The sequence below is a fragment of the Pseudomonas sp. NPDC088885 genome (assembly GCF_044750025.1).
In the GTDB taxonomy this organism is placed as follows: Bacteria; Pseudomonadota; Gammaproteobacteria; order Pseudomonadales; family Pseudomonadaceae; genus Aquipseudomonas; species Aquipseudomonas rustica.
This window is the reverse complement of sequence record NZ_JBIVJB010000045.1, coordinates 1-22,829: the sequence shown is the minus strand read 5'-3', so window position 1 is coordinate 22,829 and position 22,829 is coordinate 1. Positions and strand designations below refer to the sequence as shown.

The 22,829-nt window shown below is 60.3% G+C and carries 19 protein-coding genes and 1 riboswitch; of the genes, 12 read left to right on the top strand and 7 right to left on the bottom strand.

What is annotated here, in order from left to right; all coding sequences use genetic code 11:
- The first annotated feature begins 39 nt into the window (after positions 1-39).
- From ACIP1X_RS17890 to ACIP1X_RS17870, 5 genes are read left to right on the top strand one after another with little or no spacing between them, the layout of a single operon-like run.
- Complete coding sequence (locus ACIP1X_RS17890; protein WP_400753974.1) at positions 40-1,170, top strand: glycosyltransferase; 1,131 nt, start codon at positions 40-42, stop codon at positions 1,168-1,170.
- Positions 1,170-2,066: an antimicrobial resistance protein Mig-14 gene (locus tag ACIP1X_RS17885; protein WP_400753971.1), complete on the top strand. Its 897-nt coding sequence runs from the start codon at positions 1,170-1,172 to the stop codon at positions 2,064-2,066. Before ACIP1X_RS17890 ends, ACIP1X_RS17885 begins: the two co-directional genes overlap by 1 nt.
- A gap of 8 nt (positions 2,067-2,074) precedes the next feature.
- On the top strand, positions 2,075-3,511 hold the full coding sequence (locus ACIP1X_RS17880; RefSeq protein ID WP_400753967.1) for a PIG-L family deacetylase: 1,437 nt from the start codon (positions 2,075-2,077) through the stop codon (positions 3,509-3,511).
- Positions 3,508-4,662 carry a glycosyltransferase family 4 protein gene (locus tag ACIP1X_RS17875; protein ID WP_400753964.1) on the top strand — a complete coding sequence of 385 codons (1,155 nt, stop codon included), beginning with the start codon at positions 3,508-3,510 and terminating at the stop codon, positions 4,660-4,662. Before ACIP1X_RS17880 ends, ACIP1X_RS17875 begins: the two co-directional genes overlap by 4 nt.
- Before the next feature lie 50 nt (positions 4,663-4,712).
- Positions 4,713-5,597, top strand: a complete 885-nt coding sequence (locus ACIP1X_RS17870) for a glycosyltransferase (protein ID WP_159811711.1) — start codon at positions 4,713-4,715, stop codon at positions 5,595-5,597.
- An 18-nt stretch (positions 5,598-5,615) separates the two neighbouring features.
- Here the strand turns inward: ACIP1X_RS17870 and ACIP1X_RS17865 are convergent, their stop codons facing one another.
- On the bottom strand, positions 5,616-6,833 hold the full coding sequence (locus ACIP1X_RS17865) for an acyltransferase (RefSeq protein WP_212544880.1): 1,218 nt from the start codon (positions 6,831-6,833) through the stop codon (positions 5,616-5,618).
- The gene (locus ACIP1X_RS17860) at positions 6,833-8,695 is read right to left on the bottom strand and encodes an O-antigen ligase family protein (RefSeq protein ID WP_400753962.1); all 1,863 of its coding nucleotides are present in this window, start codon (positions 8,693-8,695) and stop codon (positions 6,833-6,835) included. The genes ACIP1X_RS17865 and ACIP1X_RS17860 overlap by 1 nt, the downstream gene beginning before the upstream one ends.
- 159 nt (positions 8,696-8,854) lie before the next feature.
- Here ACIP1X_RS17860 and msbA point away from each other — a divergent pair, with 159 nt between their 5' ends.
- From msbA to hldE, 4 genes are all read left to right on the top strand, one after another.
- Positions 8,855-10,657, top strand: coding sequence for a lipid A export permease/ATP-binding protein MsbA (gene msbA, locus ACIP1X_RS17855; RefSeq protein ID WP_159811690.1), 1,803 nt, complete (start codon positions 8,855-8,857; stop codon positions 10,655-10,657).
- A gap of 256 nt (positions 10,658-10,913) precedes the next feature.
- Positions 10,914-11,618 (top strand): sulfotransferase family 2 domain-containing protein, encoded by a 705-nt coding sequence (locus ACIP1X_RS17850; protein ID WP_400753959.1) that lies wholly within the window; start codon positions 10,914-10,916, stop codon positions 11,616-11,618.
- On the top strand, positions 11,611-12,216 hold the full coding sequence (gene cysC, locus ACIP1X_RS17845; RefSeq protein WP_400753956.1) for an adenylyl-sulfate kinase: 606 nt from the start codon (positions 11,611-11,613) through the stop codon (positions 12,214-12,216). The genes ACIP1X_RS17850 and cysC overlap by 8 nt, the downstream gene beginning before the upstream one ends.
- A 102-nt stretch (positions 12,217-12,318) precedes the next feature.
- On the top strand, positions 12,319-13,740 hold the full coding sequence (gene hldE, locus ACIP1X_RS17840; RefSeq protein WP_008079264.1) for a bifunctional D-glycero-beta-D-manno-heptose-7-phosphate kinase/D-glycero-beta-D-manno-heptose 1-phosphate adenylyltransferase HldE: 1,422 nt from the start codon (positions 12,319-12,321) through the stop codon (positions 13,738-13,740).
- A gap of 161 nt (positions 13,741-13,901) precedes the next feature.
- On the opposite strand, the gene ACIP1X_RS17835 is transcribed toward hldE, so the two are convergent.
- The 4 genes from ACIP1X_RS17835 to ACIP1X_RS17820 form a co-directional block, all read right to left on the bottom strand.
- Positions 13,902-14,864, bottom strand: coding sequence for a metal ABC transporter ATPase (locus tag ACIP1X_RS17835; RefSeq protein ID WP_282356077.1), 963 nt, complete (start codon positions 14,862-14,864; stop codon positions 13,902-13,904).
- Positions 14,865-14,895: 31 nt separating this feature from the next.
- Complete coding sequence (locus ACIP1X_RS17830; RefSeq protein WP_053116734.1) at positions 14,896-15,708, bottom strand: aldo/keto reductase; 813 nt, start codon at positions 15,706-15,708, stop codon at positions 14,896-14,898.
- The gene (locus ACIP1X_RS17825; RefSeq protein ID WP_400753953.1) at positions 15,705-16,880 is read right to left on the bottom strand and encodes an NAD(P)/FAD-dependent oxidoreductase; all 1,176 of its coding nucleotides are present in this window, start codon (positions 16,878-16,880) and stop codon (positions 15,705-15,707) included. Before ACIP1X_RS17825 ends, ACIP1X_RS17830 begins: the two co-directional genes overlap by 4 nt.
- A 201-nt stretch (positions 16,881-17,081) precedes the next feature.
- Positions 17,082-17,414: a multidrug efflux SMR transporter gene (locus ACIP1X_RS17820; RefSeq protein ID WP_159811697.1), complete on the bottom strand. Its 333-nt coding sequence runs from the start codon at positions 17,412-17,414 to the stop codon at positions 17,082-17,084.
- Between the two features lie 111 nt (positions 17,415-17,525).
- Between ACIP1X_RS17820 and ACIP1X_RS17815 the strand changes: the two genes are divergently transcribed.
- Positions 17,526-18,422 carry a LysR family transcriptional regulator gene (locus tag ACIP1X_RS17815; protein ID WP_400753950.1) on the top strand — a complete coding sequence of 299 codons (897 nt, stop codon included), beginning with the start codon at positions 17,526-17,528 and terminating at the stop codon, positions 18,420-18,422.
- Between the two features lie 11 nt (positions 18,423-18,433).
- Positions 18,434-19,708 (top strand): lipid IV(A) 3-deoxy-D-manno-octulosonic acid transferase, encoded by a 1,275-nt coding sequence (waaA, locus tag ACIP1X_RS17810; RefSeq protein ID WP_400753947.1) that lies wholly within the window; start codon positions 18,434-18,436, stop codon positions 19,706-19,708.
- Positions 19,709-19,877: 169 nt separating this feature from the next.
- On the opposite strand, the gene ACIP1X_RS17805 is transcribed toward waaA, so the two are convergent.
- Positions 19,878-21,311 carry a TolC family outer membrane protein gene (locus ACIP1X_RS17805; RefSeq protein WP_053116739.1) on the bottom strand — a complete coding sequence of 478 codons (1,434 nt, stop codon included), beginning with the start codon at positions 21,309-21,311 and terminating at the stop codon, positions 19,878-19,880.
- Positions 21,312-21,517: 206 nt separating this feature from the next.
- Positions 21,518-21,623, top strand: a riboswitch (TPP riboswitch).
- Positions 21,624-21,769: 146 nt separating this feature from the next.
- On the opposite strand from ACIP1X_RS17805, the gene ACIP1X_RS17800 reads away from it, so the two are divergent.
- Positions 21,770-22,829: phosphomethylpyrimidine synthase ThiC (locus tag ACIP1X_RS17800; RefSeq protein ID WP_400753945.1), on the top strand; the 1,060-nt coding region annotated here is incomplete at its 3' end.

Below are 22,829 nucleotides of genomic sequence, written 5' to 3'. Positions count from 1 at the left end.
TGTAAGACATTCTGGTGGTCAAAGAGGGCGCAAACGCTTATGACTCTCTCGGCTGAACGCCATGTGTTGCAGTTCTGTCACGGCTATGACGGGCCGTTCCTCGACTGCGCACGGCAGTACGCCAGCCTGTTCGCGGGCACCGGTTATCGGGTGACCACGGTCTTTCTGACCGGGGCCGCCGATAGCGAGGTGGCCGCAGCGTGTGCCTCCGATGAAGTGTTGTTCATGGAATACAGCTCCAAGGCCATTCGTGGCCTGAAGCTGGGCGCCATCGGCGATCTGCGCAAGATCGCCGCTTCACGCAATTTCAGTTTCTGCATCGCCCATCGTTTCAAGCCGATCTACATCGCCTTGCTCGGCACGTCGCTGCCGGTGATTGGCGTGCATCACGCGTTTGGTGATTACCAACGCCGTACGCGCAAGCTGTTCGCGCACATTTTCCGTAAACGTCTGAGCCTGCTCGGTGTGTCCGATGCGGTGCGCGACGACATGCGTCGTTGCCTGCCGAAGTGGCCGCAAGCGCGGATTCAGACGCTGTACAACCGTATCGATCTGCCTGCGCTGCAATTTGCTCAGGTGTCTGCCCGCGAAGCCCGCGAGACCTTGGGTCTGGCGGCGGATGCGTGGATTGTCGGCAACGTTGGTCGACTGCACCCGGACAAGGATCAGGCGACATTGCTGCAAGGTTTCGCCGCCGCGCTGCCGGGGTTGCCCGATAACAGCCAACTGGTGATTCTCGGCAAGGGCCGCCTGGAACAGGATCTCAAGGAGCTGGCGCGCGAGCTGGGTATCGGCGATCGCGTGCTGTTCCTCGGTCAGGTGCCGGACGCACGCAATTTCTTCCGCGCCTTCAATGTTTTCGCGCTGAGCTCCGATCACGAACCGTTCGGCATGGTGCTGCTGGAGGCCATGGCCGCCGGCGTGCCGTTGCTGGCCACTGCGTGTGGCGGGGCGAAGGAAGTGGTCGAAGGCGTGGGCATTCTGTTCCCGCTGGGGGATGCCGAGCGCCTTGCCCAGGGCTTGCAACATTTGGCCGGCATGGATGATCAACAGCGCCATCAGTGCGCCGAGATGATGCTCGAACGTCTGCGTGAGCAATTCTCCGACCGTGCGGTGCGCGACACCTTCTGGCGTCTGCCGCAAGTTATCGATCTGGCACCGAGGGGCTGATGCTCAACCGATTCCAAGGCTGGCGCGAACGTGGCTGGTCGCCCGTTGACGCCTCGACCTATGCAACCACCTGGCAGCGTTTTGGCGGCAGTGTCGCCACGCATCCGCTGGTGGTTGAGCGTCTGGCCGATCTGGCCGGCATCCCGGTGCGCTATCTGGCCTGGGAGCAGCAAGGCGAAATCAAAGCGGCGATCCCGACCTGGGGCCGCGATCTCGCGCTGTCCAAGGACGTGCTCAAGCGCAACGGCAAGAAAGGCCTGTTCGACCTCGGTAACGCCGAGCTGATCCTGCCGGCCGCCGTCGATGCCCAAGCCCCGCTGCGCCATCGTGCACGCTACTTGTCGGCGCTCAACGAAAGCCGTTTCAGCGGCATGAAGTTGCAGACCGAACAACTGGCCATGTCCCGCACCCCGGAAGAATTGTCGAAGAAGTTTCGCTACAACCAGCGCCGCGAATTGCGTCTGCTGGAAGAGGCGGGCGGCGTGGTACGTCCGGTCAGCGACTTCTCCAGCGTTGAGCTGGCGGCGATCTACTGCGATCTGTTTCAGCGCCGCTGGGGTTTCCCCGCTACCGGCGCGGCGCGCATGGCCGATGTGATCGAGCTGTTGCGTGAGTTGCTGATCGGTTCGGTGATCTTCCTCAACGAGGCGCCGATTGCCATTCAATTGGTGTACCGCGTCGAAGCGCCGGAGTGGATCAGCGTTGAATACATCAACGGCGGCGTCGACCCAGAAACCCGTGAATTCAGTCCCGGCAGCGTGTTGAGCTTCCTCAATACGCAAAGCGCCTGGGAACATGCGCGCGCGCTGAACAAGCCGTTGCGCTTTTCCTTCGGTCGCGCCGACCGTGAATACAAGGATCGCTGGTGCAATCCTGTGCCGGTGTTCACCGTATGAGCCCGCCCATGAGCCGCAAACAGCAACTGCTCAAGCGCCACCGGCGCAACAAACGTATCGGCCTGCTGATTGCGTTGATCGTATTGATTGCGATCGGTGTGCTGGTCGCCTGGTGGTTGCCGTTGCTGCTCGCGGTGATCGGCTGGGTCGCCCATGAGGCGTGGTTCGCCGATCACCTGTTTTATTCGCCGAAAGACGATTACCAGTACAGCTTTCCACCGTTTACGCCACAGCCGAAAGTGCATCTGAACGGCGAGCAATTGCGTCTGGATGACGGCGTGATGGTGATGGATGACGCCACGCTGATTCTCGCGGTGCAGGTCAAAAGCACGTGGCTGGGCCGCTTCTTCGATCCGCGCATCGAACTGGTGGGCGGTACAAATCCTGACGCGCAAACCTTCGAGCGAGGCGTCAACGGTCTGCGCTATCTGAACCTCAGCGGTCAGGCGCAAGCCTTGTCGCAAAGTGTGCTGCGTTTGCGCGGGCGCTTCTGTCGCGTCTCCGGTGAACCGGTTTTGTGGGCGTTGGAGCAAACCGATTACCGCCGTTCGCGGGTGATGGTCATCGCACCGCACGCCGACGACGCCGAACTCGCGGCTTACGGATTGTACAGCCAGGCCGATGAAGCCTGGATCGTCACCCTGACCGCCGGCGAAATCGAAGCCGAGCATTATCAGCAGATGGGCCTGAACAAGGTCGAAGCCGCCCGGCTCAAGGGTCGATTGCGCGCCTGGGACAGCCTCGCCGTGCCGCGCTGGGCCGGTGTGCCGGCGGAAAACTGCGTGCAACTCGGTTACTTCTGTCTGCAACTGGCAGCGATGCAGGCAGCGCCGAATCAGGCGATTGCTTCACGCGAAGCCGATCTGAGCGATACCCGCCTGTTCCGCCAGTTGAACCCGTTCAGCTTGTCGAGCGATGTCGATGGCGCGCCGACCTGGAACAATCTGCTGGCCGACCTGCGCGAAGTGCTGCTGCGCGCACGTCCGGACGTGATCGTCCTGCCGCATCCGACGCTTGATCCGCATCCTGATCATCTGTGCAGCCAGCAAGCCGTGCTGCAAGTGCTGAACACTCTGGACTGGCAGCCAACCCTGCTCGGCTACGCCAACCATTTGCACGACAATGATCGCTGGCCGATGGGCAATGCCGGTGAGGGCATCGCGCTGCCGCCGGCGTTCGATGGCGCCGCACCGATGCAGCCGCTGTGCCTGCCACTGACTATCGAACAGCAACGCGACAAAGCCATGGCGCTGGGCATGATGCATGACTTGCAGCCGCCAGCGCCGTTCAAACGCCGTTTGCGCCGCGTGATCCAGCGTTTGCTGGCCGGTCGCGCGCCGTCGGTGTATGGCGAAAACGAATTTTTTCGAAAAGCGGTCAGACGCCAGGAATTGCTGTGGCTGCTGAAACCGGGTGAATCAGGCGTCAATCGGGGAGAGTTATGAGTCAACGGTCGAAGGTGCTGCAACTGCAGCCTGACTACAACGTCAAAGCCCATGATTTCGCTGACCTTGCCGAGCAGATCGTCAAGGCGCTGCCGTCGGATCGTTATGAGATCACCGCTGCGTTTCTGCGCGGCAAACCCGCGCCCGGTGAGCCGGTCAGTCGTGCGGATCACTCGGTATATTTCGAGTTTTCCGATAAGTCCCTCAAAGGCATGCGCCTGCGTGCAATGTGGGCGCTGTACAAGTTCTGCCGCCGCGAGAAGTTCGACGTGGTCATCTGCAACCGCTTTAAACCGGTGAACATGATGCTCACCCTGAACCGCTGGTTGAAGGTACCGTTGTGCATTGGCATCTCCCACGGTTTTGGCGAGTACGACCGCTTCTATCGTCGTCGTCAAACGCAGCGACTGATTGATCGGCACTGGCGCTTCGTCGGTGTCTCGCCGGCGGTTAAACAGTACCTGCTGGACTGCGATTGCGGCTTCACCGACCAGAATACTTACGCGATCACCAACGCCATCGACATCGAACAGGCCGAAGGTTTGCAGCACAGCCGCGAAAAGGCGCGTGAGCTGCTCGGCATCGACCCGAATGTGCGCCTGATCGGCGCGTTGGGGCGGCTGGTTTCGGTCAAGGGTCACACTTATCTGTTGCAGGCTTTTGCCGCGCTGAAAGACAAATACCCGAACACGCAGTTGGCGATCATTGGCGCCGGGCGCCTGCAAGCGCCGCTGGCTGCCGAGATCGAGCAACTGGGTTTGAAGGGTCGCGCGCACTTGCTGGGTTTCAAGGAAAACGCGCTGCAATACGTGCGCGCGTTTGATATCTGGACGATGCCGTCGCTGGCCGAAGGTTTGGGTCTGGCCTTGCTGGAAGGCATGAGCGGACATTTGCCGGTGATCGCCTCGAACGTGCCGGCGATGGTGCCGCTGATCGAAGGCGCTGGCGGTCTGGCGATTACGCCCAAGGATGTGCCGAGTATTGTCGCGGCGCTGGATCAGTACCTCGCGCTGTCCGACGACGAACTCAAGGCCAAGGGCGAGCAAGCCTACCGCTATCTGCAGGAACAACATGACATCGAGGTGTTCCGTCAGGAGTACCTCAATCTGATCGACTCTGGCCTGGAACAGGCACGCAAGGAGCAGCCATGAGCGAGCAGAAAGCCATGGGCGAGCAAACAGCCTTGAGCGAACAAGAAGCCATGAGCGAAGCGAACGCCCTCGTCACCGTGATCATCGCCTCGTACAACCACGGCCCGTACATCGAGGAGAGCATCCTCAGTGTCATCAATCAGACCTACCAGAACATCGAATTGCTGGTGGTTGATGACGGCTCGAAGGACGACAGCGTCGAGCGCATCACTGCCTTGCAGGCACAGTACGGTTTCGATTTCCGTGTGCAACAGAATCAGGGCCTGACCAATACGCTCAATGGCGCCATCGCGCGGGCCAAGGGTAGCTTGATCGTGCCATTCGGCTCCGACGACATCATGTACCCGGAGCGCATCGCGATTCAGGTGGCGTACATGGACGGCAAGCCGGAAGTGGGGATTTGCGCCGGCAACATCGAATTGATGGACGCCGACGGCAACCTCTACCCGGAAAAGCGTCAGCGTCGCGATGTGCCGTTCCGTCGTCTGGATTTCGACGACATGTTCCTTGAGCGCAAGCCTTATCCGCCAGCACCGACCCTGATGATCCGCCGCGAAGCGCTGGACAAGGTCGGTGGCTTCGACCCGACGATTCGCCTCGAAGACCTCTACATCGAACTGAAGGTGACCCGCGCCGGTTATTTCATCGATGGCTTGAACGTGGTGATGGCGCGCTATCGCAAGCACGCGACCAACTCGTATAAGAATCACCGCTTCATGATCGAAAGCATTCTGCGCATCTATGCGTTGTTCAGCGATCATCCGCTGTACGACGAAGTGCGCTACAAGTCGCTGAATTCGATGTTCCTGAAAACCGCCAACCGCAATCGCAAGCTGGCGTGGGAGCTGCTGAAGCAGATCCCGTTCAAGGCGTGGAACAAGAAGACTTGGCGCGGTCTTGGGCGCTTGCTGTTTTCGCCGCAGGAAAAGGGCTGAAACAGCGGTCGCCCGCGCTTAGCGGGCGACTTTCTCCGAGAGCGGCTTATCGCCTTTCTGGCGCGAGCGAATCCACTGCAGCACCTTCTTGCCGGCGGCCATGCCCGGCAACTCGATGTACAGAAAGCTCAGGCTGCTGATCAGAATCAGCAGGCAGGTGCAGATCGCGATCAGCGGCAGATAGACATCCGCCTCCCGCGCATCCAGATTCAGCAGCAGCGGCAGACGCTGCACCATCAGCCACAACACAAAACCGTGCAGCAGATAAGTGCTGTAGCTGATTTCACCGAGCCAGCGGATGCTGCGTGGCTTGAGCGCACCGAACAGGCTGTTGCCCGACGCCACGATCACGAAAAACAATGACAGCAGGAACAGCGGCCCGGTCTTGAACGCACGGTTGAACGCGGTGAAGGCAATCACCAGCGCCAACACGGCAATCACGCCCGCCAGACGTGTGCGGCTCCAGGCCACTAGCGCAGGCTTGCGAATCCAGTACGCCGCGGCGATGCCACCGAGAAAACTGGCGAGGAAGTGTTTCTTCAGCGAGTGCTCCCAGCCGACCACTTGATACAGCGCGTAAATGCCGATCAGGCACAGCACCACTTGTATCCAACTGCCGCGATAGATGAACACCATCCCGGCCAGTGGCAGCGCCAGATAGAAAAACACTTCATAGGCCAGCGTCCAGGTGACGTTGGAGATCAGCATGCCGGTTTGCGGGTATTGGTTGATGTCCGGACGGTCGAAGGTCAGCCACGCCAGAATCTGTTTGAACAGGGCGCTGCCAGGCTCTTTCAGTTCCCAGTTCTGCAAATGGAACACGGTGACGAAGACGATCAACATCAGCGGCAGGTACAGCGGATACAGGCGAAACACCCGTGAAATGCCGAAGGCCAGCCAATCGTGCTGACGCCCTTGGGTCAGCAGACGGTTCCAGAACAGGAAGCCGGTGATCATGAAAAACAGCGCAACGCTGCCCTGGCCGATCATCGAGTAGAAGTTGCTCGGCGGAAAGCCAAACTCGCCAGTGCGCAGAAAGATCCAGGTAATGACGGCGTGGTGCACGAACACACCAAACGCCAGGTAGCCGCGCAGGCCATCGATGCTGGCATAGCGGCTTTCACCGGAATGCTGCAGGTGGCGGGCGATTTTCGGTACGACGCGCAACAAAAGCGCGGCGGACACGATGGCTAGCAGATAGGCTGCCAGCGCAATGAGGGGGTTGGTTTCGATCATCAATGAACTCGGGCCGCAGTGTTGCCGGCCAGCACTTGCCTGTGCAGATTATCCACCGCAGATTGCGACGCCATCACGGCGTAGCCCTGGAGTAATGCTTCGAAGTGGTCTTCGAACAACCAGCGTTTGTCGACGGTATAGCGCTGCATATGGCGCAAATTTCGCTGGCGCAGGGCCAGACTGAGCGGGCTAGGGTAAACGCGCAGGTCAGCCAGATCAATCAAGCCGAACTCGCCGTCCTCCAGCACCAACACGTTGCCCAAGTGCAGAGAGCGGAAATACACGCCTTTCTCGTGCAATTGCGCCATGAACTTGCCAAAACGCTCGACCAGCGCCTGACGAACGGCCGGTGCGGTAATGCTCTGCAATACCTGACGCAGCGTATGGCCGGGCAGGGGGGCGTAGTGCACGGCGCTGCTGCCATCGTCGAGGCGATAAAGATTGAGCACTTGCGGGGTAGGAATGCCCATCAGGCGCAACTGCTCGCTGTTGACGGCAAAGCGCTCGGAATACGGATTGAAATTGCCCGAGGTGTACCAGCGGCGACGGCGGAACAGCTTGAGGAAGCTGCCATCGGTCAGGCGCAGGACTTTCGGGCCGAGGCCGTCTTCTTCGATGACCTGAGCGTCAAGGCTCATCTGCTGCAGGTCAGTCGCAGAGAGTTTTTGCACCGGCAGGGTCAGCAGTCGCCGCGCACGTTGATTGATGCTCAGTGCCGCGATCAGTGCCAACGGGATCCACAGCAGGAACCAGTGTTCCTTGGGCCGCGAAATGATCCCGCCGCCTTCGGTCAGCCCGGCGCCGATGCCAAAGATCAGCAGTGTCGAGGCGACGATCAACAGCGGTTGTACGCGCTGACGCCAACTGCTCAGCAGGCCGCGGAAAATAAAGAACAGCCACGGCACCAGACCGACAATGCCGACGTAATACAGCACGCCCAGGACAAAGCTATGTGGCTCCTGGAAGTTGATGCCGACGCCGGGGTCGACGGACAACGTGGCGCTGTAACCATGTCCGATCCAGGGATGGTCGGCAATCATGTGCAGTACTTGTTTCCAGATTTCCAGTCGATACGAATCGCCACGTTCGATGATCATTTGTGCAAACAGGACGGCGACCGTCACGCCGCTAAGGGCCAGGCCGATCAACAAGCCCACCGAGCGGCGGTTCCAGCAAATGAAGCACAGCCACAACGCGGCCATGGTCAGCGCCACAAGCGGCGTTCTGGAACCGGTGCCGATCACCGCCATGAACATGATTGCCATCGCCGGCACACTCAGCCACATCATCTGGCGGCGTTTGCAGGTCATGGTCACGCTCAGCCAATAGGCGCTGAAGAAACCGAACAGGTGCGAGCTGAGCAGTGGGTTGTCGAAAGCGCCGCCGCCGATCAGACGTATGCCCGGTTGGTAAATATGGGCGAATCTGAACAGAAACCACGTCGTTGCGACCAACGCCACTAACGCGGCGCCGAACAGCAGAGGTTGCAGGATCTCACTGCGATAACGCACCAGCAGATAGGTGCCGGCAAACAGCAGCAAGGTGTGCAATGACGGTTTGAACATCCCGGCGAGGCCTTCTTCGCGCGGCCCCCAACTGAGGCTGAGCAATGCCCAGGCGACAAACACCAGCAGTGCGACAAAAATCGGTTCGCGCAGCAGCTCTTTTAGTTCGCGCGGGCGCAGGCACAGGGCGATCAGCGTTGGAATGCTGAACAAGCCGTAAAACAGCTTGTGATGCAGACTTCGGCCCGGCAAAAAGAACAGCGCGCACAGGAGCAGGAAATAGCCGACGGGAAGTATCCACAGGCTAATGAAGTCGAAGACTCGATTGGACGTACTGCTGAAGCCGCGAAGTTGCATGCTGAGAGATTCAATCCTGAAGAAGTTGATCGACCATTCGGGTGATGGCTATTTGATGCTGAAAACGGTGCCTAACAATAACAGCCTTTCGCCGATTGCCAGAACCCCGAAGAAGCTGTGTTAAAGTCGGCGTCCTTATTTATCGACTCTTCGCGTGATATGACCGACTCCAGTCCTGCCGCAAGCCCCTCGAGCTTGAAAATCTACTTCCGCCTGCTCGGCTATGTTCGGCCGTACATCAGTCTGTTTCTGATCAGCATCGTCGGTTTTCTGATTTTCGCTTCGACCCAGCCGATGCTTGGTTACATTCTCAAGTATTTCGTCGACGGTCTGTCGAACCCGGAAGCCGTGCTGTTCCCGACCGTGCCTTACCTGCGTGACCTGCAACTGCTGCAGGCCGTACCGTTGCTGATCATCCTGATCGCTGCGTGGCAGGGGCTGGGATCTTATCTGGGCAACTATTTTCTGGCCAAGGTTTCCTTAGGCCTGGTGCATGACTTGCGCGTGCAGTTGTTCAACAACCTGCTGGTGCTGCCGAACCGCTACTTCGACAAGCATAACTCCGGTCATCTGATTTCCCGCATCACCTTTAACGTGACCATGGTCACGGGGGCGGCAACGGATGCGATCAAGGTCGTAATCCGTGAAGGCATGACGGTGATCTTCCTGTTCGCCTCCCTGCTGTTCATGAACTGGAAGCTGACGCTGGTGATGGTCGCGATCCTGCCGCTGATCGCCGTGATGGTGCGCACCGCGAGCAAGAAATTCCGCAAACAGAGCAAGAAAATCCAGCTGGCCATGGGCGACGTCACCCACGTGGCGTCGGAAACCATTCAGGGTTATCGCGTGGTGCGCAGCTTCGGCGGCGAAGTCTACGAAGAGAAGCGCTTCCTCAAGGCCAGCCAGAGCAACACCGACAAACAGCTGCGCATGACCCGCACCGGTGCGATCTACACGCCGATGCTGCAACTGGTGATCTACAGCGCCATGGCCGTACTGATGTTCCTCGTGCTGTACCTGCGCGGTGACGCTTCGGCCGGTGACATGGTCGCCTACATCACCCTGGCCGGCCTGCTGCCGAAGCCGATTCGCCAATTGTCCGAAGTCAGCTCGACCATCCAGAAAGGTGTGGCCGGTGCGGAAAGCATTTTCGAACAGCTGGATGTTGCGCCTGAAGTCGACACTGGCACGGTTGAGCGCGATGCGGTCACCGGTCGTCTGGACGTGCGCAACCTGAGCTTCACCTACCCGGACACCGAGCGTCAGGTGCTCGACAACATCAGCTTCAGCGTTGAGCCGGGGCAGATGGTTGCGCTGGTTGGTCGCTCCGGCAGCGGCAAGTCGACGCTGGCCAACCTGATTCCGCGCTTCTATCACCACGACAAGGGCGAAATCCTCATCGACGGTGTGGAAGTCGAAAACTACAAATTGTTGAATCTGCGTCGCCATATCGCTCAGGTGACTCAGCACGTAACCCTGTTCAGCGACACCGTGGCCAACAACATCGCCTATGGCGATCTGGCCGGCGCGCCGCGTGAAGACATCGAGAAAGCCGCGCGTGATGCCTACGCGATGGACTTCATCGCGCAACTGCCTGAAGGCCTCGACACTCAGGTTGGCGAGAACGGCGTGCTGCTTTCCGGTGGTCAGCGTCAGCGTCTGGCGATTGCCCGTGCGTTGCTCAAGAACGCGCCGCTGTTGATTCTCGACGAGGCCACCTCGGCCCTCGACACTGAATCGGAACGGCACATTCAGGCGGCACTCGATCAAGTGATGAAGGGCCGCACCACGCTGGTGATCGCGCACCGTCTGTCGACCATCGAGAAGGCTGACCTGATTCTGGTCATGGATCAGGGCCGTATCGTTGAGCGCGGCACCCACGATGAATTGCTGGCGCAGAACGGTTACTACGCGCGTCTGAACGCCATGGGCCTCGATGCCCCGGCTGAAGACATCGCCTGATAATGTTCACGCTGCCCGGTAGGAGCTGCCGCAGGCTGCGATCTTTTGATCTGTTTTTCTAGAAGCAAGATCAAAAGATCGCAGCCTGCGGCAGCTCCTACAGGGAAAGTGCATTGCAGTTGTGGGACGTTGTTTGTATCCAGACCTTTACCCTTCTTGACCAAACCGGCATAAAACCGGGCACCGCGCTTGTTAAGGTTCCTCAACGAACTCTTACATCTATCGAGGGGGACATCCCCGTCGCGCGGGTACTCTCATGTTGCAACGCTATCTGTGGAAACTGCTGCCCAAACCGCAGCGGGCCTTCCTGCTGGGGCGCTTGTCGGTGGTTGATCGGCAGGTCGTGAACAAGTCGATGTCGGCCAGCGTGGCGTTTCCAAAGGTTTTCCAGCAGCACTCCTGTTTATTCATTCATGTGCCCAAGTGCGCCGGCAGCAGTGTCTGCGAAGCGATGTTCGACGGCTGGCGCCCGGGGCATCTGCCGTTGTACTGGTATCAGGAGCAGTTTCCGCAACAGTTCGCCACGGCGTGGAAGTTTGCCTTCGTGCGCGACCCGCTGGAGCGCGCGTACTCGGCTTTCGCTTTTCTGCGCGGTAATGAACTGAGTGGCCGCGATCAGGCCGCGCAGCAACTGGTCAGGCAGTACCGGGATTTCGACGATTTTGTCTTGCGCTGGCTGCATCCCGAGAACATTCCCCGGCAATTACACTTCGCTGCGCAAACCGATTTCCTCACCGACTCGCTGGGCCATCTGGCGCTGGATTTCATCGGCTATCAGGAACATCTGCAGCGCGACTTTCAGTTGGTCTGCGAGCAGTTGGGTCTGGCCAGTCAGTTGCCCCACGTCAACAGCTCCCGGCAACGTCAGCCAATGCCCGCACGCGAGTTTTGCACCACGCGCACCCGGCGACTGGTGAAACGGGTTTATCAGCGTGACTACGAGTTACTCGGTTATGAATGAATCCCTGTCGCTGCCGGCGCCAGCCATTCGCCCTTATGGTCTGGCGCTGTCGCATCAGGCCCGCGCCATGATCAAGGGGCAGCGTCCGCGTTGCCTGTGGCTGACCGGGTTTTCCGGTGCAGGCAAGTCGACGCTGGCCAATGCGCTGGAGCTGTATCTGCATCAGTTTGGCCTGCACACGTTTTTGCTCGATGGCGACAATGTGCGCAGTGGCCTGTGTCGCGATCTGGGCATGGGCGATGGCTGTCGCCGCGAGAACATTCGGCGTATGGCCGAAGTGGCGCGGCTGATGGTCGATGCCGGGCTGATCGTGATCGTCGCGGCCATCTCGCCGTTCCGCGCCGAGCGTGAGGCGGCACGCCGACTGTTTGCCCCGGAGGATTTTATCGAGGTGCATGTCAGCACCTCGTTGCAGGTCTGTGCGCGGCGCGATCCGAAGGGGTTGTATCAAGCGGTTCGCGAAGGCCGGATCAGCAACTTCACCGGCGTCGACAGTCCCTACGAGCCCCCGCTGAGTGCGGAATGCCGAATCGACACTGAAGCCCTTGAACTGCCCGAAGCCTGTCAGCAGTTGGCGGCGTTGCTGCTCAAAAAATGAGCAGAAAACCCACCTGTTTCATCCTGTTGCAGCCTGCGCGCAAGCCGGCGCCAACCCTGTGTTAATATCGCGCCCCTGTTCATTTTGTATGTGGGTTGCTCCATGAAGTTGTCCATGCCGCGATTCGATCAAGCCCCTGTCTTGGTGGTCGGCGATGTCATGCTCGACCGTTACTGGCATGGTGGTACCTCACGGATTTCCCCTGAGGCGCCGGTGCCGGTCGTTAAAGTCGAGCAAATCGAAGACCGTCCGGGCGGCGCTGCCAACGTTGCCTTGAACATTGCCGCGCTGGGTGCGCCGGCGTCGCTGGTCGGTGTGACCGGCGATGACGAAGCTGCCGACAGCCTGAGCAACAGTCTCAAAGGTGCGGGCGTTCGTGCCCTGTTCCAGCGCATCGCGCATCAGCCGACCATCGTCAAACTGCGGGTCATGAGCCGGCACCAGCAATTGCTGCGTATCGACTTTGAAGAACCGTTTGCCACTGATGCACTGGCCTTGGCCTCGCAGGTCGAAGACTTGCTCGAAGGCATCAAGGTGCTGGTGCTGTCGGACTACGGCAAAGGCGCGTTGAAAAACCATCAGGTGCTGATCCAGGCCGCGCGTGCCAAAGGCATTCCGGTGCTGGCCGATCCGAAGGGCAAGGATTTCTCGATCTACCGTGGCGCCAGCCTGATCACGCCGAACCTCAGCGAGTTCGAAACCATCGTCGGCGGTTGCGCCGATGAGCACGAGCTGGTGAGCAAGGGCGCGACCCTGATGCACGACCTCGAGCTCGGCGCGCTGCTGGTGACCCGCGGCGAGCACGGCATGACTCTGTTGCGCCCGGATCATCCGGCGCTGCACTTGCCGGCACGTGCCCGTGAAGTGTTCGACGTCACCGGCGCTGGCGATACCGTGATTTCGACGTTGGCGGCAGCGATCGCGGCCGGCGAAGAACTGCCTCACGCGGTGGCCCTGGCCAACCTGGCCGCCGGCATCGTCGTTGGCAAATTGGGTACGGCGGCGATCAGCGCCCCGGAATTGCGTCGTGCGATTCAGCGTGAAGAAGGTTCGGAGCGTGGCGTGCTGGGTCTGGAGCAACTGCTGCTGGCGGTTGACGATGCCCGTGCGCACAACGAGCGGATCGTCTTCACCAATGGCTGCTTCGACATTCTGCATGCCGGCCACGTGACCTATCTGGAACAGGCGCGCGCCCAAGGTGATCGCCTGATCGTGGCGATCAACGATGACGCCTCGGTCAGCCGTCTGAAAGGCCCGGGCCGTCCGATCAATAGCGTCGACCGTCGTATGGCGGTTCTTGCCGGTCTGGGCGCGGTGGACTGGGTGATCAGCTTCCCTGAAGGCACGCCGGAAAACCTGCTGCGTGAGGTCAAGCCGGATGTGTTGGTCAAGGGTGGGGATTACGGCATCGAGCAGGTGGTCGGCGCGGATATCGTGACTGCTTACGGCGGCACGGTGAAAGTGCTGGGGCTGGTGGAAAACAGCTCGACCACGGCGATTGTGGAAAAAATCCGCAAGTCCTGATGAAGGGCAATTGTGGCGAGGGGATTTATCCCCGTTCGGCTGCGTAGCAGTCGTAAAACCAGTCACCGCGATAAATCTCAATCACCGCGGTCACAGGTTTTGGGGCGGCTTCGCCACCCAACGGGGATAAATCCCCTCGCCACAAGGTTATGGTGAAACCTTCAAATCGCTTTGCGCGGTACGATTTTCTTCAGCAATTGCTTGGCCTTGCCGCGTAATCGCGCGAGGCCAGTCGTCTTCTCCGGTGGCGTCAGACCTTGTTGACGCAACCAGTCCTTCCAACGAATCCGCTCATCGCGCACCAGCCAGCCCTCCTGACGGGCAAAGCTTTCCGCCAGATATAAACCGCGAGTACTCGCCGGGTACAGTTGATCCTTTTTCAGGGTGTACAACTCCGGCAACGGCTGACCGTCCTGCAACGGCATCAGGTACAAATCGGGCCGCTTGCGATCCAGCCGCGCCACCAGTTGATCGCCTTCCAGTCGCTCATCGACATGAAACAGGCTCAAGGATTTGGCTTCCTTGGGCACGTCCAGACGCAGGTCGTAAATCAATTGCAGCGACGCCGTCGGCAAATGCACATAAGCCCGTGGCCGTTCCTGCAATTGCAGATTGGCGCAGCGCACCGGACGCGCTGAACCCGACAGCGGCGACAAACGAAAGGGCAACGCTTCACGATAATGCAGGGCAGACGAGTAGGGCGCCGGCAGCCACGTATCGTTGAATCGGCCGCCGAGCCAGCCTTCCGGGGTTTCCAGCAAACACTCTTCAGCAATTTCCTGAATCGCCGTGTGCAGCGGAATGTTCAGTTCGTGCGCCGGCACATAACCGGAAATCAGTTTCAGCACCACGTCGCCACGATCCTGCCGCCGTTGACGCACCAGCACCCAGTAATCGCGATTCTGCCAATGCAGGGTCAGGCGCACCGACACACCGAGGTTGGCCAGTTCCAGCGAAAACCGCTCGGCGTCCGCCACGCTCACCGGTTTGCGCCGTTGCAGGGTCTGGGAAAAATTCAGCGGCATGCCGACGCTCTGATAGGTCAGGCCTTCAGGCGTGGCTTCGACGAACAGTGGCAGGGTTTTGAAGTTGCTCGGGTTCTTTCTGATGAGCGTGCGCGGCATGTCGGCTCCTGCTTAATGCCGCGGGGCGGCGTCAGTGACCACGAAGGACTTGGGCTACGGTCGCAACGTTGTGGGCGAGGTGCAGCGGATTGATCGTTCCGACAATAGCACTGGCTACGCCCGGCTGGGCAAACAACAACTCGAAGCTGGCGCGCACCGGATCGACTCCCGGGCTCAGGCAAACGTGACCGCTGGCCAGCGCCTTTTTCACCAGAATGGCTTTGCCGTGGGCAGCAGCATAGTCAATGACTGCTTTCTCGCTCTGTTCGTTCAGATTGTAGGTGACCATCGCGCAGTCCCCTTGCTCCAACGCTTTCAAGCCGCCCTCGACAGTCTTGCCGGAGAAGCCGAAGCCGCGAATCTTGCCTTCGGCCTTGAGCGCGGCGAGGGTTGCGTAAACCTCTTCGTGCTGAAGGATCGCCATATCGTTGCCGTCGGAATGCACCAGAACCAGATCGATAAAATCGGTTTCAAGACGTTGCAGACTGCGTTCAACCGACATGCGTGTATGCGCAGCGCTGAAGTCGTGGTGCGACAGGCCATCGGCAAATTCTTCACCGACTTTGCTGACAATCACCCAGTCCTGACGCTGATCGCGCAGTAGCGGGCCGAGGCGTTCTTCGCTGCGACCATAAGCGGGGGCGGTGTCGATCAGGTTGATACCCAGTTCGCGCGCCTGGCGCAGCAACATCCGCGCTTCGTCGTCGCCGGGAATCTGAAAACCGTTGGGGTATTTCACGCCTTGGTCGCGGCCGAGTTTGACCGTGCCCAGACCCAGCGGCGAAACCGTCAGGCCGGTGCTGCCCAGCGGGCGGTGGAAGTCGTGCAGGCTCGGAAGGCTCATGGCAGCAATTGCTCCCAGGCGGGAACGCCCATCGGTGGTTTCGGCAGGGCCGGTAACGGTTCGCTGGCGTGGGGCTGAATGCCGTCGCGCTCAAGTGCAGCGATCACGCGATCAGCGAAGTCCGGCGCCAGCGCCAGTTTGGTCGGCCAGCCGACCAGCAGACGACCTTGTTCGGCGAGGAAGGCGTTGTCCGGGCGGGTCAGCCCGGTTTGCAATGGCTCGGCACGGTCAACGCGCAAGGACGTCCATTGCGTGGTGCTGAGGTCGATCCACGGCAGCAACTGCGCGATCTCTTTTTGTGCTGTGGCGATCTGCTCGGCGGGCTCACGGTGTACGCCTTCGCTTTCGGCGATGTCGCCGCCCATGTACCAGACCCACTGACCGTCAGCGGCAGGATGGGTGGTCACGGTGATGCGCGGTTTGGTGCCGCCGCCCAGGCAGTGCGCGTACAGCGGCTTCAGGCCCGGGCCTTTGGCGATGATCATGTGCAGCGGTCGACGTTGCATGGCCGGTTGGCTCAGGCCGAGGTCTTCAAGCAATTGCGCAGTACCGGCGCCGGCGCTGAGCACGATGCGTTGCGCACGGATTTCGCGGCCATCGACTTTCAGGCCAACCAGCACGCCCGCTTCCAGCAGCGGTTCGATGGTTTGTCCGGCGAGCAGGCCATCACCGGCCAGATCGGCGAGACGCTGCACCAGACTCGGCACATCCACCACCAGTTCGGCGAGGCGGTAGACCTTGCCCTTGAAGCGTTTGTCTTGCAGGGCCGGCGGCAGTTGCTCGCCCTTGACCTGATCAACGCGGCCACGCACGGCTTTACTGGCGAAGAAACTGGTGAGGTTGCCGGCGAGGGTGCCGGGCGACCACAGATAGTGAGCTTCGGAGAGCAGGCGCACGCCGGAAAGATCCAGCTCGCCGTCGCCGGCCAGCGCTTCACGCCAGCGGCGCGGCATGTCGGCGATGGCTTCCGAAGCGCCGGTCAGCGCACCGTGCAGCGCGTATTTGGCGCCGCCATGGATGATGCCTTGGGACTTCACAGTCTGCCCGCCACCGAGGCTGGCGCTTTCCACCAGCACGGTCGAAAAACCCTGACGGCGCAGACGCGCATTCAGCCAGAGGCCGGCGACACCAGCGCCGACAATCAGAACGTCGGTGGAAATAACGGATGGCATGCAACGACCTCAGGTGTTCAAGACGAGGGCGCAGTATACAGACTCGGCAAAGCGCGGGATTTGTCGATGATCAATGCGACGAATGCAAAACCTGTAGGAGCCAAGCTTGCTCGCGAAAGCGGTGTGTCTGGGATGAATTTTTTGCCTGACACGACGCCTTCGCGAGCAAGCTCTGCTCCTACAGGGATAGGTGTTTGCCGATTAGTGGCCGGCGGTTTTCGAGAACAGCTGAATGACGACGACGCCCAGCACGATTAGCGCCATCCCGAGCATCGCCGGGATATCCAGTTTCTGCCCATAAATAAACAGCGCCGCGACGCTGACCATCACAATCCCCATCCCGGCCCACACCGCGTAAGCCACGCCGACTGGCACCGTGCGCACCACCAGCGTCAGCATCCAGAACGCGATGCCGTAACCGACGATGACCAGCACCAGCGGCAGCGGCGTGCTGAAGCCTTTGACGGCTTTCATCGACACGGTGGCGATCACTTCGGCGCAGATGGCAATGGCCAGGTAGGCGTAGGCGTTCATGGTTCAAATCCTCAAGGTGAAACGTTGCTTTACTGAGCCGGCATTTTAGAGGTTCACCAGATGGGGTAAAGTCATTACCTATCTGTTCTGAAGATGGGTTGGTGAGTCAGCATGCAGTGGAATCTGGATCAACTTCGGGTGTTCGTCAGTGTCGCCGAGCAGCGCTCGTTTTCAGCCGTGGCGCGGCAGCAGCGCAAGGCGCAGTCGGCGATCAGCAGCGCCATCGCCATGCTCGAAGACGACCTCGGTGTCAGCCTGTTCGAGCGTAGTAGCGGTCGCCAGCCGACCCTTACCGAAGTGGGGGAGGCGTTGCTCGAAGAGGCGCGGGAAGTGCTGCGCCAGTGCGAGCGTCTCAACGGTCGGGCGATGGCAATGATGCGCGGTCAGGAAGCGCAGTTGCGCGTGGCGCAGGATGAAGCGATGCCTTATCAGGCATTGGTGGAAAGTTTCGGCGCACTGGCCGAGCAATTCCCCAGCCTCGAAGTGCAACTGACCAGCGCCGCCCAAGGTGAGGTCGCGCGCAAACTGGAAGAGCGTCGCGCTGACCTCGGCCTGCTGTTCTATCACGACGAAATCCCCGAAGCGCTGGAGCGTCGAGTTCTTGGCAGCGTTGAAATGGTCACCGTCTGCGGGATCAATCATCCGTTGGCGACGCAGAGCTACGTCACATGTCAGCAGATGGCGCAGCATCGACAACTGTTGATGTCGACCCAAACCAGTGTCTACCCCGGCAACGAACCGGCCAGCCCGCAGGTGTGGCGCGCCGACAGCTACTACGTGATGGCCGAATGGCTGGTGCGCGATCTCGGCTGGGCGTGGCTGCCACGCCACGTCGTGCAGTACTCGGCGTATCAAGGTTTGATGGTCGAACTCGACAGCGAATGGACACCGCCGGCGCTGGTGGTGGAACTGGTCTGGCGCCGTGACGAGCCGCTCGGCCCGGCGGCGCGTTGGCTGGCGGAGCGTTTTGCCGTGCACTTGCGGGCGATCGGCGACAAAAGTCGATAAACTCCGCCGCCATGAATAGAACTCTGTACACCGCGCTGTTTTACCTGGGGCTGCCTTTGGTGGCGATTCGGCTGTGGCTGCGGGCGCGCAAGGCGCCGGCGTATGCCAAGCGGATTGGCGAACGTTTCTCCTACGGCATGCCGACGCTGCAACCCGGCGGCATCTGGGTGCACGCGGTGTCGGTGGGCGAGAGCATCGCTGCCGCGCCGATGATCCGCGCTCTGCTGCAACGTTATCCACAGCTGCCGATCACCGTAACCTGCATGACCCCGACCGGTTCGGAACGGATTCAAGCGCTGTTCGCCAACGAGCCGCGCATCCAGCACTGCTACCTGCCGTATGACTTGCCGTGTGCGGCGGCGCGGTTTCTTGATCGCGCCAAACCGAAGCTCGCGGTGATCATGGAAACCGAGTTGTGGCCCAACCACATTCATCAGTGCGCCAAACGCGGGATTCCGGTGGCGTTGGCCAACGGACGCTTGTCCGAGCGTTCGGCGCGCGGTTATGGGCGGTTCCGCAAACTGACGGCGCCGATGCTCGCCGAGATGAGTTTTTTCGCCATTCAGACGGAGGCAGAAGCGCAGCGCTTCCGTGATCTGGGTGCGCGTCCGGAAACGGTCGAGGTGACGGGCTCGATCAAATTCGACCTGACCATCGACCCCGCACTGCTGCAACGCGCCGCTGAACTGCGCGGGCAATGGCAGGCGCAAGAGCGTCCGGTGTGGATCGCCGCCAGCACTCACGAAGGCGAGGACGAAGTGGTGCTCGACGCCCATCGTCGTTTGCTGGCCAATCACCCGGACGCGTTGCTGATTCTGGTGCCGCGTCATCCTGAGCGTTTCAACTCGGTGTTCGAGCTGTGTCAGCGTGAAGGTTTTGCCACGGTGCGACGTTCGACCGGGGCCAATGTCGATGCGCAGACTTCTGTACTGCTCGGCGACACCATGGGCGAGTTGCTGTTTCTGTATGCCTTGGCCGACAGCGCGTTTGTCGGTGGCAGTCTGGTGGCGAACGGCGGGCATAATTTGCTGGAGCCAGCAGCCTTGGCGAAACCGGTGCTGAGCGGCCCGCACCTGTTCAACTTCCTCGACATCGCCGCGCAGTTGCGTGAGGCCGGGGCGTTGGCAGAAGTGGAGGATGCCGAAGGGCTGGCGGTGGAAGTGCAGCGCTTGTTCGAGTTGCCGCGTGATGCGCAACGCATGGCCGACGCCGGGCTGGCGGTAATGCGCCGCAATCAGGGCGCGTTGCAGCGTTTGCTGGATGGTTTGGCGCGGCTGATCAAATAGTCGCTTGGAATATTACTGTGGCGAGGGGATTTATCCCCGTTGGGTTGCGAAGCAGCCCCAAAACCATTCACCGCGGTGATTCGGGAAAACCGTGTTCACCTGTAATGCGACTGCTGCGCAGCCGAACGGGGATAAATCCCCTCGCCACAGGGGATTCATTCCAGATTGTTTATGGGCGGGCCTTGAGTTGCTCTTCCGCAGCCTTGGCCAGATCCGGCGGCAGGAAATCCTTGTCCGGGTTGTAGTCGGCTTTCAGATAGCGTCGCAGATCTTCCAGATCCCCCGGGTTCAACGTCCCCGCCGCCTGTTTCAAGCGCAGGTTGTCGAGGATGTAGTCATACCGCGTGTTGTTGTAGTTGCGCACCGAGGTGTACAGCTGACGCTGCGCATCGAGCACGTCAACGATGTTGCGCGTACCGACCTGATAACCGATTTCCGTGGCTTCCACCGCGCTCTGGTTGGAGATGATCGATTGCTTGCGCGCCTGTACCTGCTCGACGTCGGTGTTCACCGCGCGGTGCAGATTGCGGGTGTTTTCGACGATCTGTCGACGCAGCGATTCGCGCTGTTGTTCGCTCTGATCCAGCTGCGCATACGACTGACGCACTTGTGAACTGGTCAGCCCGCCGCTGTAAATCGGCACGCTCAGTTGCAGGCCGACGGTGGTCTGTTCAACGTTGCCACCGTAAGGCGCACCGAACGAGTTCGGGTTGGCGAAACCGAGGGCGTCGTTGTCACCTTTTTCGTATTTGGCCACAGCATCGAGGGTCGGCAAGTGACCGGCCTTGCGCTGCTTCAACGTCTCTTCCGCCGAGCTGACGGCGTAGTTACTGGCCAGCAAATTCAGGTTCTGGCGTGCCGCTGTATCGACCCACGATTTAGCATCGTTCGGCGCCGGCGGCAGGATCGGCAGCGAGTGAACGATGCCCTGAATCGAGTTGTACTGACGGTTGGTCAGGGTGATCAGCGCTTCAAACGCATCATCGACCTGACGCTGCGCAACGATGCGGTTGGCCCGTGCGGTGTCGTAACTGGCTTGCGATTGCAGCACGTCGGTCTTGTCCGACAGGCCGACATCGAAACGCTCGTTGGACTGGTCGAGCTGACGCTTGAACGCGGCTTCTTCGGCCTTGGTCGAGGCCAGGTTGTCCTGACTGCGCAGCACGTTGAAATAGCTTTCCGCCGATTGCAGGATCAGGTTCTGCTCGGTTGCCGAGAGTTGCAGTGCGGCTTGCTCGTTGACGTCCTTCGCGGCCTGGTACTGGAACCAGCGATCGGCGCGGAACAACGGTTGGGCGAGGGTCGCCTGATACGAATGCGCGCTGCGGTTGGCGATGGCTGAAGGCTGATCAATCGAGGTGCGCACGTTGGCGGTTTCGGCGCCGCCGGACAGGTTCGGCAGCAAACCCGCGCGGGCCTGTGGCACCACTTCTTTCTGTGCGCCGTACTGGGCGCGGGCGGCGGCCAGATCGGCGTTGTTGTCGACCGCTTCTTGGTAAACGCTGACCAGATCGGTTTTGGTCGACAAGGGCGCTTCTGCTGCCCAGGCCATTGCGTTGGACGCACAAGACACGGCAATAGCCAGTGAGAGTTTGCGCAGCATGAGGCGATCCCTAGCATTAATATTATGGAAATAATGTGCGCGCCAAGGCTACGGCGCGGCCCCTGTAGCGTCAAGGCGCGGCAGGGCAAAGCGAGTGTAGTTGCGCAATCGGTTCACAACAATCGGCCAAGCCCCTGTATTTGCGCCATTCATCATGGTGTATGCCGCGGTGTTGGCGTTCTTTGCCAGTTGTGTCTAGACTGGCCGGGTTCTTGTCGGGGTGCCTTGCTATGAGGCTGAGATCGAATAATTTCGGATCCCGTTGAACCTGATCAGGTTAGCGCCTGCGTAGGGAACAAGATTTCTCGTCACCCGGCGAGTCCTCTTGTGCTTCGTCCGGGAAATTGTTCGACATTCGAACGCTCGACGACGATGCACAGCACCAGTCCTGGTGCGTCCGTGCCTTTCAGGTTCTGCTCCGACAATCCACTGCCTGGATGCTGTCTGGAGAGCCCGTGATGACTACAAAATCAAAAAACGCGATCAACCTGAGTGACTCGGCCAAGGTCGACGAGCAATCGGTCAAGCCGTTCACCCGTTCGCAAAAAGTCTACGTTCAGGGCTCGCGCCCGGACATCCGCGTGCCGATGCGCGAAATCAGCCTCGACGTGACACCGACCGATTTCGGCGGTGAAATCAACGCACCGGTCACCGTTTACGACACCTCCGGCCCGTACACCGATCCGAACGTAGTGATCGATGTGCGCAAAGGTCTGGGCGATGTGCGTTCGGCGTGGATCGACGACCGTGGCGACACCGAGCGCCTGCCAGGTCTGAGTTCGAACTTTGGCCAACAACGTCTGGCCGATGCCGAGCTGACCAAACTGCGTTTCGCCCACGTCAACAACCCGCGCCGCGCCAAGGCCGGGGCCAACGTCAGCCAGATGCACTACGCCCGTAAAGGCATCATCACCGCCGAGATGGAATACGTCGCCATCCGCGAAAACATGAAACTGCAAGAGGCCCGCGCTGCCGGCCTGTTGACGCAACAACACGCCGGGCACAGTTTCGGCGCGAGTATCCCGAAAGAAATCACTGCCGAATTCGTCCGCGAAGAAATCGCCCGTGGCCGCGCAATCATTCCGGCCAACATCAACCACGTCGAACTGGAACCGATGATCATCGGCCGTAACTTCCTGGTGAAGATCAACGGCAACATCGGCAACAGCGCGCTGGGTTCTTCGATCGAAGAAGAAGTGGCGAAACTGACCTGGGGCATTCGCTGGGGTTCGGACACCGTGATGGACTTGTCCACCGGTAAACACATTCACGAAACCCGCGAGTGGATCATCCGCAACTCGCCAGTGCCGATTGGCACCGTGCCGATTTATCAGGCGCTGGAAAAAGTCAATGGCGTCGCCGAAGACCTGACCTGGGAGCTGTTCCGCGACACGCTGATCGAGCAGGCCGAGCAGGGCGTCGACTATTTCACCATCCACGCCGGCGTGCTGCTGCGTTACGTGCCGATGACCGCCAAACGCCTGACCGGCATCGTGTCGCGCGGCGGCTCGATCATGG

Excerpts from the sequence above, each read along its gene's own strand:
- ACIP1X_RS17890 (WP_400753974.1), top strand. The coding sequence starts at position 40 with ATGACTCTCTCGGCTGAACGCCATGTGTTGCAGTTCTGTCACGGCTAT.
- ACIP1X_RS17885 (WP_400753971.1), top strand. The coding sequence starts at position 1,170 with ATGCTCAACCGATTCCAAGGCTGGCGCGAACGTGGCTGGTCGCCCGTT.
- ACIP1X_RS17880 (WP_400753967.1), top strand. The coding sequence starts at position 2,075 with ATGAGCCGCAAACAGCAACTGCTCAAGCGCCACCGGCGCAACAAACGT.
- ACIP1X_RS17875 (WP_400753964.1), top strand. The coding sequence starts at position 3,508 with ATGAGTCAACGGTCGAAGGTGCTGCAACTGCAGCCTGACTACAACGTC.
- ACIP1X_RS17870 (WP_159811711.1), top strand. The coding sequence starts at position 4,713 with ATGAGCGAAGCGAACGCCCTCGTCACCGTGATCATCGCCTCGTACAAC.
- ACIP1X_RS17865 (WP_212544880.1), bottom strand. The coding sequence starts at position 6,833 with ATGATCGAAACCAACCCCCTCATTGCGCTGGCAGCCTATCTGCTAGCC.
- ACIP1X_RS17860 (WP_400753962.1), bottom strand. The coding sequence starts at position 8,695 with ATGCAACTTCGCGGCTTCAGCAGTACGTCCAATCGAGTCTTCGACTTC.
- msbA (WP_159811690.1), top strand. The coding sequence starts at position 8,855 with ATGACCGACTCCAGTCCTGCCGCAAGCCCCTCGAGCTTGAAAATCTAC.
- ACIP1X_RS17850 (WP_400753959.1), top strand. The coding sequence starts at position 10,914 with ATGTTGCAACGCTATCTGTGGAAACTGCTGCCCAAACCGCAGCGGGCC.
- cysC (WP_400753956.1), top strand. The coding sequence starts at position 11,611 with ATGAATGAATCCCTGTCGCTGCCGGCGCCAGCCATTCGCCCTTATGGT.
- hldE (WP_008079264.1), top strand. The coding sequence starts at position 12,319 with ATGAAGTTGTCCATGCCGCGATTCGATCAAGCCCCTGTCTTGGTGGTC.
- ACIP1X_RS17835 (WP_282356077.1), bottom strand. The coding sequence starts at position 14,864 with ATGCCGCGCACGCTCATCAGAAAGAACCCGAGCAACTTCAAAACCCTG.
- ACIP1X_RS17830 (WP_053116734.1), bottom strand. The coding sequence starts at position 15,708 with ATGAGCCTTCCGAGCCTGCACGACTTCCACCGCCCGCTGGGCAGCACC.
- ACIP1X_RS17825 (WP_400753953.1), bottom strand. The coding sequence starts at position 16,880 with ATGCCATCCGTTATTTCCACCGACGTTCTGATTGTCGGCGCTGGTGTC.
- ACIP1X_RS17820 (WP_159811697.1), bottom strand. The coding sequence starts at position 17,414 with ATGAACGCCTACGCCTACCTGGCCATTGCCATCTGCGCCGAAGTGATC.
- ACIP1X_RS17815 (WP_400753950.1), top strand. The coding sequence starts at position 17,526 with ATGCAGTGGAATCTGGATCAACTTCGGGTGTTCGTCAGTGTCGCCGAG.
- waaA (WP_400753947.1), top strand. The coding sequence starts at position 18,434 with ATGAATAGAACTCTGTACACCGCGCTGTTTTACCTGGGGCTGCCTTTG.
- ACIP1X_RS17805 (WP_053116739.1), bottom strand. The coding sequence starts at position 21,311 with ATGCTGCGCAAACTCTCACTGGCTATTGCCGTGTCTTGTGCGTCCAAC.